At 40.5% G+C, this 18,669-nt stretch carries 14 protein-coding genes; 5 read left to right on the top strand and 9 right to left on the bottom strand.

The window, feature by feature from the left end; translation table 11 throughout:
* Positions 1 to 201: 201 nt before the first annotated feature.
* From GLW08_RS11585 to GLW08_RS11565, 5 genes are all read right to left on the bottom strand, one after another.
* Complete coding sequence (locus GLW08_RS11585) at positions 202 to 873, bottom strand: ComF family protein (RefSeq protein WP_160848808.1); 672 nt, start codon at positions 871 to 873, stop codon at positions 202 to 204.
* Between the two features lies 1 nt (position 874).
* On the bottom strand, positions 875 to 2,281 hold the full coding sequence (locus tag GLW08_RS11580) for a DEAD/DEAH box helicase (RefSeq protein WP_160848807.1): 1,407 nt from the start codon (positions 2,279 to 2,281) through the stop codon (positions 875 to 877).
* 181 nt (positions 2,282 to 2,462) lie between these two features.
* On the bottom strand, positions 2,463 to 3,305 hold the full coding sequence (locus GLW08_RS11575) for a DegV family protein (RefSeq protein ID WP_160848806.1): 843 nt from the start codon (positions 3,303 to 3,305) through the stop codon (positions 2,463 to 2,465).
* 317 nt (positions 3,306 to 3,622) lie between these two features.
* Positions 3,623 to 4,309, bottom strand: a complete 687-nt coding sequence (locus GLW08_RS11570) for a response regulator (protein WP_160848805.1) — start codon at positions 4,307 to 4,309, stop codon at positions 3,623 to 3,625.
* Positions 4,310 to 4,519: 210 nt separating this feature from the next.
* On the bottom strand, positions 4,520 to 5,662 hold the full coding sequence (locus GLW08_RS11565; RefSeq protein ID WP_160848804.1) for a sensor histidine kinase: 1,143 nt from the start codon (positions 5,660 to 5,662) through the stop codon (positions 4,520 to 4,522).
* 269 nt (positions 5,663 to 5,931) lie between these two features.
* On the opposite strand from GLW08_RS11565, the gene GLW08_RS11560 reads away from it, so the two are divergent.
* On the top strand, positions 5,932 to 6,585 hold the full coding sequence (locus GLW08_RS11560; protein ID WP_160848803.1) for a YigZ family protein: 654 nt from the start codon (positions 5,932 to 5,934) through the stop codon (positions 6,583 to 6,585).
* A gap of 4 nt (positions 6,586 to 6,589) precedes the next feature.
* Entirely contained in the window at positions 6,590 to 7,639 is a 1,050-nt protein-coding gene (locus GLW08_RS11555; RefSeq protein ID WP_160848802.1) for an LCP family protein, read from the top strand.
* Positions 7,640 to 7,925: 286 nt separating this feature from the next.
* Here the strand turns inward: GLW08_RS11555 and GLW08_RS11550 are convergent, their stop codons facing one another.
* The 3 genes from GLW08_RS11550 to GLW08_RS11540 form a co-directional block, all read right to left on the bottom strand.
* Entirely contained in the window at positions 7,926 to 9,578 is a 1,653-nt protein-coding gene (locus GLW08_RS11550) for a glucosaminidase domain-containing protein (RefSeq protein ID WP_160848801.1), read from the bottom strand.
* A gap of 540 nt (positions 9,579 to 10,118) precedes the next feature.
* A complete protein-coding gene (locus GLW08_RS11545) occupies positions 10,119 to 11,168 on the bottom strand; it encodes an MraY family glycosyltransferase (RefSeq protein WP_160848800.1) in 1,050 nt (349 codons plus the stop codon).
* A gap of 579 nt (positions 11,169 to 11,747) precedes the next feature.
* On the bottom strand, positions 11,748 to 12,980 hold the full coding sequence (locus tag GLW08_RS11540) for an N-acetylmuramoyl-L-alanine amidase (RefSeq protein ID WP_160848799.1): 1,233 nt from the start codon (positions 12,978 to 12,980) through the stop codon (positions 11,748 to 11,750).
* 279 nt (positions 12,981 to 13,259) lie between these two features.
* On the opposite strand from GLW08_RS11540, the gene secA2 reads away from it, so the two are divergent.
* Both secA2 and GLW08_RS11530 read left to right on the top strand, forming a co-directional pair.
* Positions 13,260 to 15,629 (top strand): accessory Sec system translocase SecA2, encoded by a 2,370-nt coding sequence (secA2, locus tag GLW08_RS11535; protein ID WP_160848798.1) that lies wholly within the window; start codon positions 13,260 to 13,262, stop codon positions 15,627 to 15,629.
* A gap of 11 nt (positions 15,630 to 15,640) precedes the next feature.
* Positions 15,641 to 16,567 carry an accessory Sec system S-layer assembly protein gene (locus GLW08_RS11530; protein WP_160848797.1) on the top strand — a complete coding sequence of 309 codons (927 nt, stop codon included), beginning with the start codon at positions 15,641 to 15,643 and terminating at the stop codon, positions 16,565 to 16,567.
* Between the two features lie 155 nt (positions 16,568 to 16,722).
* Here GLW08_RS11530 and GLW08_RS11525 read toward each other — a convergent pair whose 3' ends face one another.
* Positions 16,723 to 16,962 (bottom strand): hypothetical protein, encoded by a 240-nt coding sequence (locus GLW08_RS11525; RefSeq protein WP_160848796.1) that lies wholly within the window; start codon positions 16,960 to 16,962, stop codon positions 16,723 to 16,725.
* A gap of 146 nt (positions 16,963 to 17,108) precedes the next feature.
* Here GLW08_RS11525 and GLW08_RS11520 point away from each other — a divergent pair, with 146 nt between their 5' ends.
* Complete coding sequence (locus tag GLW08_RS11520; RefSeq protein WP_160848795.1) at positions 17,109 to 18,473, top strand: S41 family peptidase; 1,365 nt, start codon at positions 17,109 to 17,111, stop codon at positions 18,471 to 18,473.
* The last annotated feature ends 196 nt before the right edge of the window (positions 18,474 to 18,669 follow it).

Genomic DNA, 18,669 nt, shown 5'->3' with positions numbered 1-18,669 from the left:
TAAAAGGTTTTATTATAAAAGAAAGTATGAGATGTAGCTCATAGATGTCCAGCTCCAGCGCCCAGCGACTAGCAAACTTCCTGCTCCTCCTTACGATAAGTCAACATCGGATCGCTACCGCTCTCCGTGTTTCCTTTATCTCATACGGAGCCGTCCAGTTTGTACGTCGCTAAACGGGCGCTTGCGCTTTTCTTGAATAGTCTAGCCTCGAACAAGCGTAAATGACTCTACGGAGGGACATCCTTCTTTCATCAACGCCTCAGCTGCGAATTGCAGCGTGCGTCCTGTTGTATAAATATCATCGACGAGGATCACCGGTTGTTTAATAGGCAAAATCACCTGAAATGAATTGGTCGAACGCATGCGGTCCGCCCTAGATTTCTTCGATTGTTTTTCAGAATGAATGCGACTCAAGCCCTGTTTGATTGGTAAATCTAAACACTCAGCAATAGCAAGAGCTTGATTGAAGCCTCTTTCCTCCAGCCTTTCTTCACTTAACGGAATAGGTACAAGGACAGCATCTTTTGATGGAAAAGTTTGCGTGAAGCTTCTGACGACATGTTCTTTAAAAAGACCCACCAGCACATAGTCGCCGCGATACTTCCATTTGGCGATGACATCCTTCATCCACTCATTATAGGCATACATAGATACATTCCGCTTCAGCACTCCGCCTTGTTCCTTCCACTTTAAACAATCCGAACAAATTTCCGTTTTTTCCATTGGACGCGCACAATGAGAACATTGTGTTCCATGAAGGAAGGAAAATTGGCTTTCACATGCATCGCATATAACTTTTTCTTTCCGTGGAGCAAAAACCGTCGTCCACACGATGTCAGGAATCTGCTCCTCATCACACCATAAACAATGCATCTTACCTCCTCTCCTTTCGTGCTCTTCTATTCATGTCTTGAATCGCTTCACGTGCACGGACCATTGCGCTACTTTTACCATTATGAAAAAAGACAACATCCCCATTTGGATCATCGGCACTCCGACCCGCTCGACCAGCGATTTGCACCAAAGCCGCTTCATCAAACACCTGGTGACCTGCGTCGATCACAGCCACATCGATAGAAGGAAACGTCACGCCCCGCTCCAAAATCGTCGTTGTGATTAGCAAGGAAATCTCCTTATCGCGAAAGCGCTGCACTTTTTCTTTTCGTTCAGCATCTTCACTATGAACATACACAGCCTCTTCCACCATATTAGTCATCGTCTCGGCCAGTTCAATCGTAGGGACAAAGACGATGACGCGACGCTTCTCTGTTTTCTTGTTATGAAGCCACACCTGGAATGCTTTTGGAAGTTGTTTTTTTTGAAAAGAAGCCTTTGTATCAAAGGCAGCTAAGAACCGAGGTATTGGCAAAGGATGGCCATGGTATCGTTCAGGAACAAACACTGTAGGGAGTTTTTTTACATAAGAAGAGACTTTAAGAGAGAAGCGAGGTGTTGCTGTTAAGTAAATGAGCGAAGCAGTTCTTTTTAATGAGCGAGCTGCAGCAAAATGGAGTTTCGGATCGGAGTGATACGGAAAGGCATCGACCTCATCAATGATCATCACGTCAAAGGCTCTTGCATACTTTAACAGTTGATGAGTTGTTGCGATAATGAATTGGGCGCCGTCATCCACATCGTCACTTCCGCCATAAAGCGCAGCGATATCCACATGTGGAAAAGCTTGTTGCAGGCGCGGCTTTAGTTCTCGAACCACATCAGCTCGAGGTGTGGCAAGGCAAATCCGACGACCTAGCGCCAATGCTCGCTCCAAACCAGGAAACAGCATCTCCGTTTTCCCTGCACCACACACAGCCCAGACGAGTAAACGGCCGTTGTTCTCCACAGTATCCACGATACGATTCGCTCCTTGTTTTTGAAAAGGCGTCAATTGTCCCGTCCATGCACAAGCATCCACATGCTGGTGCCAATCAGGTTCTGCTCCTGTCCACAATAAAAACGACGTACAACTAGCAATTCGGCCCATTTCAATACAACTTCGGCAGTAATGGCATTTTTGTCCACACCCACACGGCCACGGAACAATCAAACGTTCCGTTGTATTTCCACAACGACGACAGCGCCTTCCCCACCAATTCGATTCTAGTGCAGGAACACGGGTTAAAAGCCCTTTTTCGATGAGTTCAACTTTTTCTTCTTGTGATAATGAGAGATTTGCTTCTAGCCAAAGACGGCCTGCTAGTTTAGGAGAATGATGGGAAGATACTGAGGATAACGGAGAGGGCATCCAGTCAAAAGACGAGGGGAATAGAGTAGCTTTCATGAGTTTGACTCCTTTATGAGGTTTTGAGGTTGAGGGATATCCGCAAGTTTAGTTGATATATCTGCGAGAAATACACTATATCGGCGACTCTACTCAGCGAGCACGAAAATATATCCGCAACTCCCGCCTGTCGCTGAAGCAAAAACGCCATGCCTTACTTCCTGCATGACGTTCTAGAGCGTTATTTCTTATACCAACCAATACCAAGAGCGCCCTCGCCAAGATGGGTCCCAATAACGGGACCAAAGTAGCTTAAGACAAAGTCTACGTGTGGATATTTATCCTGTAGCTCGTTCATGATTGTTTCGGCTTCTTCTTTTCGATTCGCGTGGATAATGGTGGCGCGCATTGGTTCACCTTGTTCGGCAACTTCTTCAAACAAGCCTTTCACGCGTTTGATTGCCTTTTTGCTTGTGCGTATTTTTTCGAATGGCACTATTTTCGTGTCAACAAAATGAAGAACGGGCTTCACTTGTAGAAGGCTCCCGACAATTGCCTGGGCGCCACTTAAGCGTCCACCTCTGTGCAAGTGAGATAAGTTATCCACCATAAAATAGGCTTGGACGGATGTTTTCATATGTTTCAGTCGTTCAATAATTTGTTCTGGTGTTTCACCTTGGTTAGCCATTTCCGCTGCTTCTTGTGCATAAAACCCTTGCACCATGCAACTAATTTCGGAATCGAATACATGAACCTCGAGCCCGTTCACCATATCTGCTGCAGTTATGGTAGCTTGATAGGTTCCACTAATTCCACTAGACAAGTGAATGGCGACAACAGCATCGTAGTCACGGGAGAGTTCCTCCAACTTTTCCGTAATCACACCAATAGAAGGCTGCGAGGTTTTCGGTAGTTCCTCATCACCACGAACCATATCATAAAAGTCATCTGCCGTTAGATCTATTTCTTCACGATAGCTCTCGTTTTTTATCAATACATTAAGTGGGACCATATGGATATTCCAGCGTTCCCGTAGATTGGATGGTATATAAGCTGTACTATCTGTTAGAATCGCTGTCTTCATCGTATCGTACTCCCTTACTTATTCAACTAATCATCAAGTGATGAAAAATTATGTAAACATATATCTAATTTTACATGAAGGTGATAGAGAATGCACCCTTCAATTTGAAAGAAAAGCTCAGGGCGCCCGCTTAGCGACGTATATGCTCGGCCTACAGAACGTGGACTGTTGGCGCGATGTTGACTTATCGTAAGGAGGAGCAGGAAGTTTGCTACTCGCTAATCGCTGGAACTGGACGGGGTTGAAGTAAGACTCCCCCAAAAAATATAAAAAGCTCTAGAATGTCTTCCATTCCAGAGCTAGCTCATTCGACCATTTTATAAAACTTCGACCCAACCATTTTTGATAGCTGTTACAACAGCCTGGGTACGATCATTTACGTTCATTTTTTGTAGAATGTTACTTACGTGGTTCTTGACGGTTTTCTCACTAATGAACAATGCTTCTGCAACGCCTCGGTTGCTCTTTCCATCAGCAAGAAGTTGTAATACTTCACATTCTCGGCGTGTTAGCAGATGAAGTGGCTTACGATACTCAATCGTTTTGCTTGCTTGAGCTGTGCCACCGCCACCATCTTCTGCTAGACGGCGATATTCTCTTACAAGGTTATGCGTAACTTTTGGATGAAGATAAGATCCACCTTCACTTACGACTTTAATCGCTTCAATTAATGCGTCAGAGTCCATTTCCTTCAGCAGATAACCTTGGGCGCCCGTTTTAAGGGCATGTGTCACATAGTTTTCATCGTCATGGATAGATAAAATAATTACTTTTAAATCTGGAAACTCGTTGATTAGTTCTGAAGTAGCTTGTACCCCATTTACTTGAGGCATGTTGATATCCATTAGTACTACATCAGGATTATGTTCTTCTACTAATTGCTCTGCAGAATTACCATCATCACCTTCAGCTACGACGTTGAAGGTTGGTTCAAATTCAAGAATCCGCTTTACACCTTCACGGAATAATTTATGGTCATCAATTAATACAATTCTAGTGGTCATGGCTTAGAGTCCTCCCATATCCAAATAATTCCACAGTTCAGTCAATGAGTTATTTTTTTAATCCCCTAAAATGCTCTCTTTATATCTGAGTCGTACATCCTTACCATTACGACAAGTAGGCGTTTGGTAGGCAACCTAAAGTCGCTATTATCCTCTATTAATACTATTATAATATAAACAGGAACTAGATAATAGTATTTACATTTTCTACTACTTATTAAGTGGGACTTGAATCATGATAACAGTGCCTTGTCCTATTTCAGAATCAATACTCAATTCTCCTTCTAACATTTCCACTCGTTCTTTCATGCCAACGAGTCCAAAGGATTTTTCTTTCTTCCGACTAGTATCAAAGCCTTTCCCATGATCCTTCACGACAATATTTACAGCATTACGAGTTAATTCGAAATTTACATGTATAAGTTTTGCCTCTGAATGTTTTACTGCGTTTTGTGTTGCTTCCTGTACAAGTCGGAATAAGGCAACTTCATATTTAGAGTCAAGACGTTTTTCTTCCCCGTGAGACGTAAACTGGATTTCTAAATCCGTATTATACTCTTCGATTGTTGCTAAGTATTTTTTTAGTGTTGGTACTAAACCTAAATCGTCTAGCGCCATCGGCCTTAAATCATAGATGATTCTGCGGACCTCATAGAGGGCAGAACGGACCATTTTACGTACATCTTTGATTTCCTTAATGGCTTCATCAACACCACGTTCCCGAAAGGTACGGTCAACAAGCTCAGATCGCAGCATCACATTGGCGAGCATTTGGGCAGGTCCATCATGAATTTCCCTGGAAAGCCGTCTACGCTCCTCCTCTTGAGCTTCGATAATCTGAAGACCGAACGCTTGCTTTTCACGTGCATCCTCAAGCGTTTCCGATACTTGTCGGAAATCCTTGTTTAGGTAATTAAGCACGACCGATATTTTACCGCCGAGCGCATCTGCTCGTTCCACAGTTTCTTCTAATCGGCGCAATCGCTGTTCTAGGTCATCTCGTTTTTCCCGTAACTGTTTTTCCTGTTCACGTTTCACAGAGAGTTGCATTTGGAGTTGGTGTGTTTGTTCATACACCTCACGTATTTGACCCTCTGAATATTTGTCGAAGTGTTTACTAACTTCTGAGAGTCTCATCCGTGAGAACCGAACTTGTCGTTCTAGTTTATCGCCTTCATCAATGATTTCGACGACTTGTGTTTTCGTTTCTTTCAACTCTGTGTTTAATTGTTCAAATTCTGTGCGAGATTGCTCACCAATTTCAAAGATTTCATCCTTACTATTTGTAACGGTGTCAATCATCTCACCGATGATGGAATCAAGTGCTTTTTCACCAATTTTGTTCTCCGCCATACGAACGTCTCCTCCAACTATGTTCAAATAATCATTCGTTCTTCCTACTCATATTTGTGGGGGTTTTCCCTATAAAAATCAAAAAAAGCTAATCTTTAACATAACCTAAAAGTGAAAAAAGATGGATACAACAAAATCATCTCTAGACCGAGAGGCACCCATTCCGTGTTTTGGACATTTTTTCCATAACTATGTACACATCCTTTAGAATGGAATTGCCGAATATTTCTTACACCTTTATAATGAAGTTTTAGGAGGTTAATTGCAACATGCTAAATACTTATTTCACCGTACGTGGAGACGGTTCCGAACAGATCATCATTCAAAAATCGCGTTTCATTGGGTATGTAACTCGTGCAGAATCAGAAGAAGAAGCGAAAGAGTTTATTCAACAAATTAAAAAAAAGCATCATGATGCAACGCATAATTGTTCAGCCTATATGATAGGAGAACATGATCAAATTCAAAAAGCTCATGATGACGGAGAACCAAGTGGGACGGCAGGAGTACCTATTCTAAATGTCCTAAAGCAAAAAGAACTAAAAGACACCGTAGTAGTCGTTACCCGCTACTTTGGTGGGATTAAACTGGGTGCAGGAGGGCTTATAAGGGCTTATTCGAGCACTACATCAGAGGCATTGCAAACAACGGGAATCGTAAAAAGGCAGTTAATGAGAACCATGAAAGTGACTGCTGACTATTCTCTCCTTGGGAAACTAGAAAATGAGCTTCGTTCTAGTACATATACCATTAAAAAGATTGAATACCTTGAACATGTGGAAATAGAAGTATATGTAGAAGAAGGAAAGGAAGATGTTTTCTCCTCATGGATAGTCGATTTAACGAGTGATCAAGCTACCATTACTTCTGGCGATGTTTCGTATATGGAAATAGATGTGACGCCTGATCAAAAAGGAGAATAAGAAAATGAAACGAAGGAAAACATCCAAGAGAAAACTGGTTCTCTGGTTCCTCCTCATACTTTTCTTAGGAGCTGCAGGGGCTGCAACAGGATATGGAGCATATTTAACCAAAAAAGCAGAAAAAATAACACAAGAAGCTCAAAAAGAGTTAGAACGAGGTCAAAAATCGCAGAAGCGAACAAAAGTTGTCGATCCAAACTACGATAACATTTCCATTCTGTTCCTAGGTGTGGATAATAGTGAAAAACGCAACAAAGAAAATCCATTATCAGACGCTTTAGTACTAGCTACGCTAAATGAAGAAGAGAAATCCATGAAACTAGTCAGTATCCCTCGCGATTCTTACGTGTACCTTCCAACTGAAGGATATAAAGACAAAATCACACATGCTCACGCTTTTGGCGGAGTTGATGCATCGGTGGCAGCTGTTGAAAATATGTTTAACATTCCTGTCGATTATTATGTTCGCCTCAATTTCAATGCTTTCATTGAAACGGTTAATGCGTTAGATGGTATTAGCGCCGAAGTTCCTTTTGACTTAAAAGAACAAAATAGTAATGATGTGGATAATGCCATTAAACTAGAAAAAGGGTTCCAAAAGTTAAATGGTGAAGAAGCTCTAGCATTAGCTCGGACACGTAAATACGATAGTGATTTAGAGCGAGGCCAACGTCAAATGGATTTAATGAAGGCGATATTTAACAAAGCCTCTAACCCTTCTTCCATAAATAAATATGGATCCGTCATCGATTCGATCGGACAAAACATGAAAACCAACATGGACTTCGAGGAAATGATGGCATTGAAGGAATACGTATTAAACCGAAACAACATCACTTTTGATACGATGCAATTAGAGGGTGAAGGGGAATTTTTAGATGATGGCCTATACTATTACATGCTTAAAGATGACAGCCTAAGAAATATACGAACTTCTCTTCAAACTCACTTAAACTTGTATCAATCACCAGGTCAAAATGATGAGAATAGTGATGATGTAAGTAATTACGCAGATGATGACGAAACCAACCAAACACAAGAAGACCCGATGTAAACAAGAAAAGCGCAAGCGCCTCGTTCACCCCCGACAGGCTTAAGCAAAGCCTCGTCGTGGCGGTTCTTGCCACAGAGAGGATTTGCTTAAGACCCCGAGGGGGTAGGCGCTGGAGCTGGACATCAAACAAAAGCGCAAGCGCACGGTTAGCGACGTACAAACTGGACGGCTCCGTATGAGATAAAGGAAACACGAAGAGCGGTAGCGATTCGATGTTGACTTATCGTAAGGAGCTCAAAACAAAAGCGGTAGAGCCTCACTAGAGGTTCTACCGCTTTTTCTTCTTTTAATTAGTTTGTTCAGTAGTAGCATCTGTTGTGTTTTCATCGGAAGAGGAATCGTCTGTACTATTTTCTGTCGTGTCCTCATCTGTTGAACCATCTTCTTCTGTGTTACTTTCTTCGTCTTCGCAATCAGAAGAATCAGTTGATGTTTCTTCATCTTCAGATGCTTCGGTATCTGTTTGTTCCTCATCAGCAGAAGAGTCAGTCGTTTCTTCTTCACATTTTTCTTCGTCCCAATCGTATTCTTTCTTATACTTCTCTGGCATTTCATAGTTAGGGTTTAGAAGCTTTTGGTCTAATTCACCTAACAATTCATCTGCTCGATACATATAACCTGCAATCTTTTGACCCCAATACGGATCGGAAGCATATTTAACGTTCATGCCACCAGCTTTGTTGCCAAGATAGTCTCCATTAGCTTTCCAATTGCTTTCGTTCAAATAATTCTCCGAAACATATTTGGCCGCATACATAATACTATCTTCAAATGAATTGAATTCATCTGCATTACCATATGGATTGTCGTCAGTTGCGTTCAGTCCATAGAGATTGTTTTTATCTTGTGCGATTTTACTCATACCCCAGGCACTTTCGTGGATAGCATGGGCCATTAAGTAAAGAGCATTTACATTAAACTCTTCCTGAGCTTTGACAAAGATCTTTCCATACCCATTTAGAGGACTGTTTGGTCGTGCTTCTTTAATATACTCATTAATCTCTTCAGGAGTATAGTGAGATTGCCTACGCAAATCTAAATCAGAGAAGAATTTGTACGTTTCTCCTTTAAAGGTTTTCCCATCCCAACTTTGGACTGTTTCACCTTCAGCCATAGACGACGGGGCTTTTCCGTATGTATAGCTAACATAATGACCATAGTAATAAATATAGTGTACAAGATCTCCTCCAACATTTTTATAGAAGGATTGTCCTTGAACAAAATTCTTTGGCAACAATTGAATGTTTTGTGGTTTTACATAGCCAACTCTGTCAGCTAATTGCACCTTAATGGAATCACCCAATGTTTCAAGGTACTTCATTTCTGTACTTCCACTTACATACGTACTACTTTGCGTTGTAGCTGGATCACTATAGATGATTGTAAAGCCTTTTGATGTAACCATCCCCTCAGGTGTCCAAACAACTTCTCCATTTTTCAAAACCACATCTGAGTCACTTTGCTTCGCATGAGATATGGCCTCATCGATTGTTTTATATGCATTGCCTAAATTGAAACTTTCTACGGCATTCATATTTGCAACCTGATAGCCTTTAACCTTGAAAGGTAGTTTAATAGATTGTGTCATTTTCTTGCCTTTAGCTGATGTAACGTTCTGCTTAATATATAAAGTGTAGTTACCTGCAAGTGCATAATCACCTTCAGGCTTAACCGTCAGTGTTTTACCGTCTTCAGAAAGCTCTGTTGAGACTGCATGCTTCGTAAGACTTCTGTCATTCATGATGTACACTGTGTTGTCATTAAAAGCTGATGGATCCATTTCCGTATTGAATTGTATGTTCCATTCCTTACCTTCAGAGACATCCACCCGTTCTTGCCATTCGTTCCATGTGACTCCATCGGCATCTGCTTCCCCTACAGATACGAATAATGAAGCAAGGATTACGAAGCTAATTACAATCATTTGCATCTTTCTCATTGAAAACGTTCCTCCCCCAATTATGTTGTACCATGACACAGTTCTCCCTAATAACTGGATCGATGATGGTAGCATAAAGCTTATGTACGTAAAAATACCGTCAAACCTCATTATAAATGGTTAGTTGTGGGAAGGATAGAGGACTTTAGTAAGATTTCCATTATTTTTTGTTATTTTGTCATAAGATAGCTTCTTCTGCTCAAGCAATTGGAAATTATGGTGGTATTCCGACAAGATATTTCCCGGGAAAAGGTTCGGATATCATAAATTTGACGAATAAAAGAGGGGAATTTCTGTAACCATAACAGAATGTGAAAGCCTACAAGACTGATCAAATCAATGTTGCCGAGTGATACGGGCCTAAAGGACAGTTCGACGTTTCTGCGTGATGCAGCGTTCTTAATTGAACAGCCTACCTATCACTAGTCCCTCGGCGCTGGCGCTGGAGCTGGACGTGGCCCAGCCAACATTTTTTTAATTACCTAGACAATAAAAAAAAGCGTTGACCCTAAGTTTGTAAGAGTCAACGCTTTCTATTATTTATCGTTTGGTTCGATAATCTCTCATGAAGTTTAGAATTGGACGATAATTCTGCCCGACCAATCCGGTGATTTCTACCACTAATTCAACTAATAGTAACAGGATAAACAGGACAAATACAGATCCAAACATTGTTGCTTGAGAGAAGATGACTGCTGCTAAGCTGAATAGAGATGCCATAGCATAAATCATGAGTACTGTTTCAGGGTGACTGTACCCTAAATTAAGCAAACAATGGTGTAAGTGTGATTTATCTGGTGCAGAGAACGGCTTCTTTTGCACATATCGACGAACAATGGCAAAAATCGTATCTGAAATCGGCACACCTAAAATGATGACCGGAATAACAAACGAGAACAATGTTACGTTTTTGAATCCAAGCAAGGATAAGACACTAATGATGAAGCCTAAGAAAAGAGCTCCAGTGTCACCCATGAAGATTTTAGCTGGGTAGAAATTGTAGATTAAAAATCCAACCGTACTACCTAATGTGATCAGACCTGCCATGACAACGAATGTATTTCCCATGGTAATCGCCATTCCTGAAATGGTAAGAAGTGCAATAGAAGAAACACCTGCAGCTAAACCATCAAGGCCATCGATAAGGTTGATAGCGTTCGTAATTCCAACAATCCATAAAATTGTAATCGGGATACTTAAGTAGCCAAATTCAAGCTGGCCACCGCCGAATGGTAGGTTAATGAACTCGACCTGGACGCCACCTGCAACGACAACAATTGCGGCTGCAAGTTCCCCACCTAATTTTAGCTTAGGTGATAATTCCCTCATATCATCCAAAACACCAGTAACGATAATTATGGCACTACCTATAATAAGAGGCCACGTGTAGGTGCTATCCGGAAAGAAGAAGAGCATGCCAAGAACAAAGCTTAAAAATATGGCTAAGCCGCCTAATCGCGGCATTAATTTCTGGTGAACTTTTCGGTTATTTGGTTTATCTGTAGCTCCAATTTTCACTGCCAGCTTCTTTACAAAGGGTGTGATGAGGATTGAAGCAATAAAACAGAAAATCAAGGCCTTAAACTCCATAAAGACCCTCCTCGGTCATTAGTATGTCCTGTTCCTATATATTTGACGCATTCATTACGTTTATTTTAGTGAATAAAATAGGTTTCTTTTGAAAAGACTAACAATATGGATTATATCACAAGTTGTTCCAACCTAGAATACATCTTTTCGATTATTCAATAACCTTTATTCATAAAACTTAAACACAGATGACTTTTCAAAAGCAATACATATGTACAAATCGTAGTCTTCCATCATTTTACACAATTCATTTCGTACTGTCTATTACTTATTTGACGAGAATCGAATGAAGTTGGTTTCACTCGACAACTATTTTATTTTTTTATTAAGAAAAAGTTTATCTCTATAAACCACCGGGAACTAAAAAACTAACCGTCTTAAACATTTCCTAAACTAATATGTGTACCATAATTACAGCAAGGCACTAAGGATATATTAGAATTTTTTATGTCCCTTGATTAATCAAAAGTGAACAAACTTTTTCGTCCTATGTGCCAAAGCTATTATGATGCAACAGTTTTTCTGATTTAAATATAAAAAATAGGCACCCCTCCCCAAGGATGCCTATTTCAAATTAAATTAGTCAACGTCTTCCTCATAGTAGTTCACAATGCCGTTTGTGATTGCTTGTGCGTACAGATTACGATAATAATCTGACGTTAATTTTTTGAAATCATCATTATTGGTAACAAAGCCAAGTTCGACAAGTACACTTGGTAGTGTGTTGTGACGAATAACATAAAAATCACTTGCTTTGACACCACGATCTGCCATGCCAACTGTATCAACTAATTGATTTTGAATAGTTGTTGCCAATAATCTTCCTTCACGTACGTTACTATATTTATTCTCAGAATAGAACGTTTCAGCACCTTTGGCTGCTGGAGACGCTGCATTCGTGTGGACACTTACAAATAAGTCCCCTTTAACTTCTTTCGCATATTCTACTCGACCTTTTAACGTAACAAAGCGGTCATTGTCACGTACTAAAATCGGTGTAGCACCTAATTCTTTTAAGTTTTCTGCTACTCGTTGTGCTACATCTAAGTTGATTTCTTTCTCTTTTGCTCCTCCACTTTGAGCTCCTGGATCATGATCACCATGACCAGCATCAACTACAATGCGTTGACCTTCTACAGCTGTTCCACCTTTAACACGTAACTTCATATATGTTTTGTGAACATATGCTGTTTCGCCATTGTACTCAATTTCTGCCCAAAAGTCTGTGAAACTATAAATCTCTACTTTGTCTCCATAGCTTAATTGACCTAATTTCTCTCCGTCTGCGGAAGGCTTAGAACGAATATTTAATACATCCGCTGTTACCGTTCCAGTGGAAACTACTTCCTTAGGCTCTGGCTCTGGTTCAGGCTGTGGAGTTGGATCTTCTACTGGTTCTTCAGGAGCTTCTGCGCTTGCATCCTTCGTGATAGTAAATGCTTGCTTGTACCCTTTTTCCATCTGCATGCTACCTGCTTGAGATGTAATAGCATCTGAAACAAACAACATGTACGTTTGTTCAGGCTCGTAACCATCTTTAGGTGCTTCTACTGTGATGGTCTTACCGTCCTCGCTCAAGCTAAGTGATGGGCTAAGTTGTTCTCCGTCTAAGCTATGAATATAAATGTTTTCATTGTTTACTGAGTCTGAGTCGATTGAAGTATTAAATTTGATTGTCCATTCTTTGTCCGTTTCTACATCTGCTTTTTCATCTTGTAATTCAACCCAATCCTCTGCGGCATGAGCTACAACTGGTACAAAAAGCAACATCACAAAACTTAGAAGCGTCCCTACGATCATTCTAGCTGTCATCTAAGCTCCTCCAATTCAAGGTTTTACTCACAGAACTAGAATAGCATGATACCATGGGAAAATTCTATACTTTTTGATAATTTTTGGGAAAAAATAGAACCTTAACCAGTAAAAACGACACTACAACACGCTTTTAATCGACATTTATCTACGAAAATGATTCTTTCTTCCTACTCCTTTTTTGCCCTACTTTGTCAAAACCTGTGAGTATTAATGAAGAAGCTAGTATTTCATGATATACTTATAGACGGAAATCACTAGATTTGAGGAGCGTATAGTATGCTTGAAACGATAAAACAGAAATACGGAGATCGGAAAACCGAAAGACAATTAAAACTCTATAAAGAACGTGTCGAAAAAATAAATGAACTAGAAGAAAGCATGAAACATTTATCAAATGAAGATCTTCGTAATAAAACAGAAGAATTTAAAACACGTCTTGCTGAAGGAGCTACCGTAGATTCCATAAAGGAAGAAGCTTTTGCAGTTGTACGTGAGGTCTCAAATCGAGTCTTGGGATTACGTCATTTTGATGTCCAATTAATCGGTGGCCTTGTGTTACTAGAAGGTAGCATTGCTGAGATGGCAACTGGTGAAGGGAAGACCCTTGTTGCAACACTAGCAAGCTATTTACGTGCCCTTGAAGGAAAAGGCGTACATGTCATTACGGTCAATGAATATTTAGCTCGCCGCGACGCTGAAATGATGGAACCAATTCATGATTTTCTAGGACTTACGGTTGGGTTGAACGTCCCACAAATATCTCCCGAGGAGAAAAAACGAGCGTACAAAGCAGATATTACATACGGTATAGGTACGGAATTTGGCTTTGATTACTTACGGGATAATATGGCCCAGCAACCGACTCAACAAGTTCAACGCCCATTCCACTACGCGATTGTGGATGAAATTGATAGTGTGCTAGTCGATGAGGCCAAGACCCCTCTTATTATAGCGGGAAAGACAATGGCGAGCGCTCGTTTACATCGAGTATGTTCGAAGCTTGCGAAGTCTTTTAAACCCGAACAGGATTATAACTTCGATCAAACAACTCGCGCGACCAATCTAACGGAAGACGGTATGACAAAAGCAGAACGCGCTTTTGGTGTGGACAACTTATTTGATTTAGAACACCAGACCTTATACCACTATATTATTCAAGCAGTACGCGCCCATGTGATGTTTGAACGCGACGTCGATTACATTGTCCATGAAGGTGAAGTGAAATTAATCGATATGTTCACTGGCCGTATGATGGAAGGACGTACTCTTTCTGATGGATTACACCAGGCCATTGAAGCGAAAGAAGGCCTGGAAATTACGGAAGAAAATAAAACGCAAGCTAACATTACGATCCAAAACTACTTCCGAATGTATCCTATTCTTACTGGCATGACTGGTACAGCTAAAACGGAAGAAAAGGAATTCCAGCATACATACAATATGGACGTTATTCAAATCCCTACAAATAAATCAAGAATCCGTGAAGACTTGGAAGATAGTATCTATCTAACCAAAGACCAGAAATATAGCGCAATGCTTCAAGAAGTGAAAGAGCGCCATGAAAAAGGACAACCTATCCTAATTGGTACGACATCCATTTTACAATCGGAAAAAGTAGCTGAGTATCTAGATGAGGAAAACATTCCATATGAATTACTGAACGCAAAAAGTGTAGAACAAGAAGTGCGCCTCATTTCCCTAGCCGGACAATATGGACAAGTAACGATCGCTACGAATATGGCAGGTCGTGGAACGGACATTATGCTAGGTGAAGGCGTTGCTGAAGTTGGTGGTCTTCACGTGTTAGGAACGGAGCGTCACGAGTCCCGTCGTGTTGATAATCAGTTGAAAGGTCGTTCTGGACGTCAAGGGGACCCAGGCTCAACCCAATTCATCATCTCCATGGAAGATGAACTCATGCATCGTTATGCTGCCGAAGAAACAGAACGTAAAATGAAATCCATCAAGGCAGATGAAAATGGCTTAATCCAAAACAAAGATATCCACAAATTCGTCGATACCGTTCAACGCATTTCTGAAGGTAGTAATTTTAATATTCGTGAATTTAATTTGAAACTAGATGATGTCATTAACGATCAACGTGAAGTGATTTATAACCTACGTAATCAAATTCTTGAGACAAATCAATCGCTCGGAATCATACTTCCTTATGTAGAAGATTACTTGTTGCAGGTTGTAGAAAAGGAATGTCCAGATACCATCGTCCCAGAGAATTGGAATCTTGAGCACTTAGAAACCGAAATTAACCGAGCTGCCCCAATCATCGAAACGAATCTTAAAGATAAGCATATTGAAGATATAACCGATGTACAGGAGTACGCGAAAAAAGCAGCTGATGCGTACGTCGACGAAATAGAAAAATTAAGCAGTAATGTAATGCTTCAATCTCGTTTGAAACAAGTGGCCTTAATGATCATTGACCGTCAATGGATTCGTCACCTAGAGATGATGAACCGTCTTCGTGAAGGCATTGGGATTCGTCAGTACCAGCAAGAGGATCCACTTCGTCTTTATCAGAATGATGGTCTTGATATCTTTAATCATACAATGTTTGAAATCAAACGAGAAATGGTCCTTCAACTCGCTCGTTTTGTTACAGCCATTCGTAAAAAAAATAAAAAGTAGGGGGAGCAATCATGCTTAACTTTCTGAAACGCAAAAAAAATGAAGAAAACGAACAGTCAACACGCCACAATGATTCCACAGTGGATGCAAATGAATTATTAGAAGATGTGCAAGAAGAAAGCTCTGAGGAACAGGTCGATACAGAGCTTTCCCTCCACCCTTCTTGGAAGCTTGATGAGGAAGAAGTGTATGTGTATCGTTTTATGAATAATGAGCACCCTCCTTTAAAACCAAACCAAATATCATTAGCTGGCTTTGAGCTTCACCACATGGATGACCAAATATCCGTAGGTGCATTTGTGCGTAACTCATTAAATAAGAAAATCTCTTTTAATGAAACCACACTCCTTCTCATGACAGAAGACGGAACAAAATTAGGTCGAAAAGAATTCGATTTATCCTCACTAGGTGAGTTACCTGCTAAATCAAGCCGTCCTTATCCGTTTATTTTTGATGAGAACGATTTGTTTGTCCCTGTTGAAGACATCCCCTTAGAAGGATGGAAGTTAGCATTCGAATTAAAAAAATCGGCACAAAAGCATTCTCTTGATCTTGCTGAAAGCTGGCAACAATCCTTAGCAAGCGAAGATTTAGAAAAGCTTAAGGAATACACAGAATCCTTGCAGCCTCCTAAACCAGGAGAAGTCAATTTCATGGGCTTGAAGGCTGTTCAAGCAGACAATGGCGATTTACACGTGACCATGCTTATTCGTAATGGCAGCGAAAAGAACATTAGCCTTCAACAATTGCCTTTACAATTCGAAGATGCTTCCGGCCAAATTGTGGCACGAGGTGGTTTCCAGCTAGATAACTTCGAAGTAAAAGCAAACACAAGCAAACCATGGACATTCATTTTCCCACGCGCCATGATTGATACAGACGCATTGGATCTTTCCAAATGGAAAGCTTATCCTACCCAGCAAAACCAAGAAGGATAATGCGCATAATAGACATGTAGTTTATTAGACACTAAAAAAACCTGCTATCTACATTAGAGATAGCAGGTTTTTTCAATTGAGAAGTGTTCACGTGAGGATATCTTATTTTGAGGAACTGGATGTGAGTGCACATAAACCATCGTTCGTTGGCCGATTTACGATTTATTATTTAGTTCCTTTGCTTCCTCTTGAGCTTCGATATTACTCTTAATAAGCTGATACACATTTATGTTATTGTCTCCTACGTTTTGTTCCGTAGCATTTAACTGGTGAAGGAAGAAACTTGCTGAAAAAGAAAGAAAAGCACTTTTACTAATACCTAGTTCTTTCGTTTTTTCATCTATCTGATTAAATAAATCTTCCTCAACTGAGACACTTACTTTTTTCTTTTTCATGATGACACCAACCTCCTTCATATATCATACTGTTTTGGAAGGATTATTGTAAAGAGACTTTCAATTCTTCTAATGGTTATTTTTTCCTTAAACGAAGACCTAGAACATGGTACACTTATATAAATGAATAGAAAGGGAGTTATCATATGAAATACAGGAGTAAGGCAATTGCCTTATTAGCACCATTATCACTAGCACTATCGATTGTAACCCCTACAGCTCAGGCCGCTGATGAGGAAGCAATCAAAGAGATTATAAAAGAAAAATATGTGGATGAACTGGATGAGGAGACGTTAAATCAAGACGTTTCCACCATCCTAGATGGATTGGATCCTTACTCTACCTATTTTACGAAAGATGAGTTTCAATCTTTCAAGGATAGCCTCAATCAAAACATGGTTGGTATTGGCGTATCCCTTAGTAAAGAGAAGGACTCGATCATTCTGCAAAAAGTGTTTCCTGAAACTCCTGCATCTGAGGCAGGGCTCTCCGCCGGGGATGTTTTAATTAGTGTGGACGGGACACTAGTAGCTGACAAGTCAGTGAGTGAAACGATTGAGCTTCTAAAAGGAGTAACATCTTCTACGTTTGATGTCACTGTAAAACCTCCAGAGGGGCAGCAGAAGACTGTTTCTGTCACCCGAAGGAATATTCAACTCCCTTCTATCACAAGTGAACGGTTAGGTGGAAATATAGGATATGTACAACTTCATACATTTGCTGAAGACACTGGGAAAGAACTCCAACAAGCAGCGTCAAAATATGAGGACGTAGAGCATTGGATTATCGACGTGCAGAATAATCCAGGTGGTTATGTCTCTGCTGCCCGAGAAGTAGTGGGAGCTTTCCCAAACGTTCCAACAGCTTTAATTGCTGAGTACCGTGATGCAACCATTACGTACGCAGCACAGAAACAGGACAAGCAATTAACAGAACCTATCTCTCTTCTAATCAATGAAAATAGCGCCAGCGCTTCCGAAATTGTTGCCGGTGCTTTACAAGATTATGATGCAGCAACCTTATATGGGGAAACAACGTACGGGAAAGGTTTACTGCAGGAGTTAATGGTGCTTCCGGACGAGAGTGCATTAAAGCTTACGACAGCACGTTTTTTCACACCACAACATAATCCGATTCAAAGTGAAGGAATCACACCGGACATACAAACAGAAGAACCTTTAACAAAAGCCCATTTGGATGCTCTAAACGATCAGTATTCCTATAAAACTTTTGAAGAAGATACAGTACCAGCTTCTAAAACCTTTGAAATCAATGTAAGCATGGCGACAAGCAAAAAGGCTATCTTAGACTCTATCCATCTCTTTGAGCTTGGACATAAAGAAGTAGATTTCACCCTAACATCTAGCGACAACGATACGTTTCTACTAAATCCAACCAAAAATCTCCAAACAGGGAAAGACTACATGCTAATGATTCACCCTGGCTGGAAGAGCAAGAATGGCGTTGCATCTGAAAAAGGTGTCATGCAGCCAATTGATATCGAAGCATAATACTTGTCGACAAAAATCCTAGCACTTTTGAGAGTGCTAGGATTTTTTTATGCTTTGAAGATGTGTGAATTATGTCGCACTTACTATATTGAAATGCTCTCATCCCAACGGTTCGCTCTCTTATAATAATCTAGAGTGATCTATAGTAGAATATGTGGTATTTCAGACAATGCCTTATAACATACTAAGAAGCTCT

Origin of the sequence: Pontibacillus yanchengensis, assembly GCF_009856295.1 — a bacterium.
GTDB lineage: Bacteria > Bacillota > Bacilli > Bacillales > BH030062 > Pontibacillus > Pontibacillus yanchengensis_A.
The sequence above is the reverse complement of the archived record's forward strand: the minus strand, read 5'-3'. Positions and strand labels throughout refer to the sequence as shown.

Excerpts from the sequence above, each read along its gene's own strand:
- GLW08_RS11560 (WP_160848803.1), top strand. The coding sequence starts at position 5,932 with ATGCTAAATACTTATTTCACCGTACGTGGAGACGGTTCCGAACAGATC.
- GLW08_RS11545 (WP_160848800.1), bottom strand. The coding sequence starts at position 11,168 with ATGGAGTTTAAGGCCTTGATTTTCTGTTTTATTGCTTCAATCCTCATC.
- GLW08_RS11550 (WP_160848801.1), bottom strand. The coding sequence starts at position 9,578 with ATGAGAAAGATGCAAATGATTGTAATTAGCTTCGTAATCCTTGCTTCA.
- GLW08_RS11525 (WP_160848796.1), bottom strand. The coding sequence starts at position 16,962 with ATGAAAAAGAAAAAAGTAAGTGTCTCAGTTGAGGAAGATTTATTTAAT.
- GLW08_RS11540 (WP_160848799.1), bottom strand. The coding sequence starts at position 12,980 with ATGACAGCTAGAATGATCGTAGGGACGCTTCTAAGTTTTGTGATGTTG.
- GLW08_RS11520 (WP_160848795.1), top strand. The coding sequence starts at position 17,109 with ATGAAATACAGGAGTAAGGCAATTGCCTTATTAGCACCATTATCACTA.
- GLW08_RS11575 (WP_160848806.1), bottom strand. The coding sequence starts at position 3,305 with ATGAAGACAGCGATTCTAACAGATAGTACAGCTTATATACCATCCAAT.
- GLW08_RS11580 (WP_160848807.1), bottom strand. The coding sequence starts at position 2,281 with ATGAAAGCTACTCTATTCCCCTCGTCTTTTGACTGGATGCCCTCTCCG.
- secA2 (WP_160848798.1), top strand. The coding sequence starts at position 13,260 with ATGCTTGAAACGATAAAACAGAAATACGGAGATCGGAAAACCGAAAGA.
- GLW08_RS11570 (WP_160848805.1), bottom strand. The coding sequence starts at position 4,309 with ATGACCACTAGAATTGTATTAATTGATGACCATAAATTATTCCGTGAA.
- GLW08_RS11585 (WP_160848808.1), bottom strand. The coding sequence starts at position 873 with ATGCATTGTTTATGGTGTGATGAGGAGCAGATTCCTGACATCGTGTGG.
- GLW08_RS11565 (WP_160848804.1), bottom strand. The coding sequence starts at position 5,662 with ATGGCGGAGAACAAAATTGGTGAAAAAGCACTTGATTCCATCATCGGT.
- GLW08_RS11530 (WP_160848797.1), top strand. The coding sequence starts at position 15,641 with ATGCTTAACTTTCTGAAACGCAAAAAAAATGAAGAAAACGAACAGTCA.
- GLW08_RS11555 (WP_160848802.1), top strand. The coding sequence starts at position 6,590 with ATGAAACGAAGGAAAACATCCAAGAGAAAACTGGTTCTCTGGTTCCTC.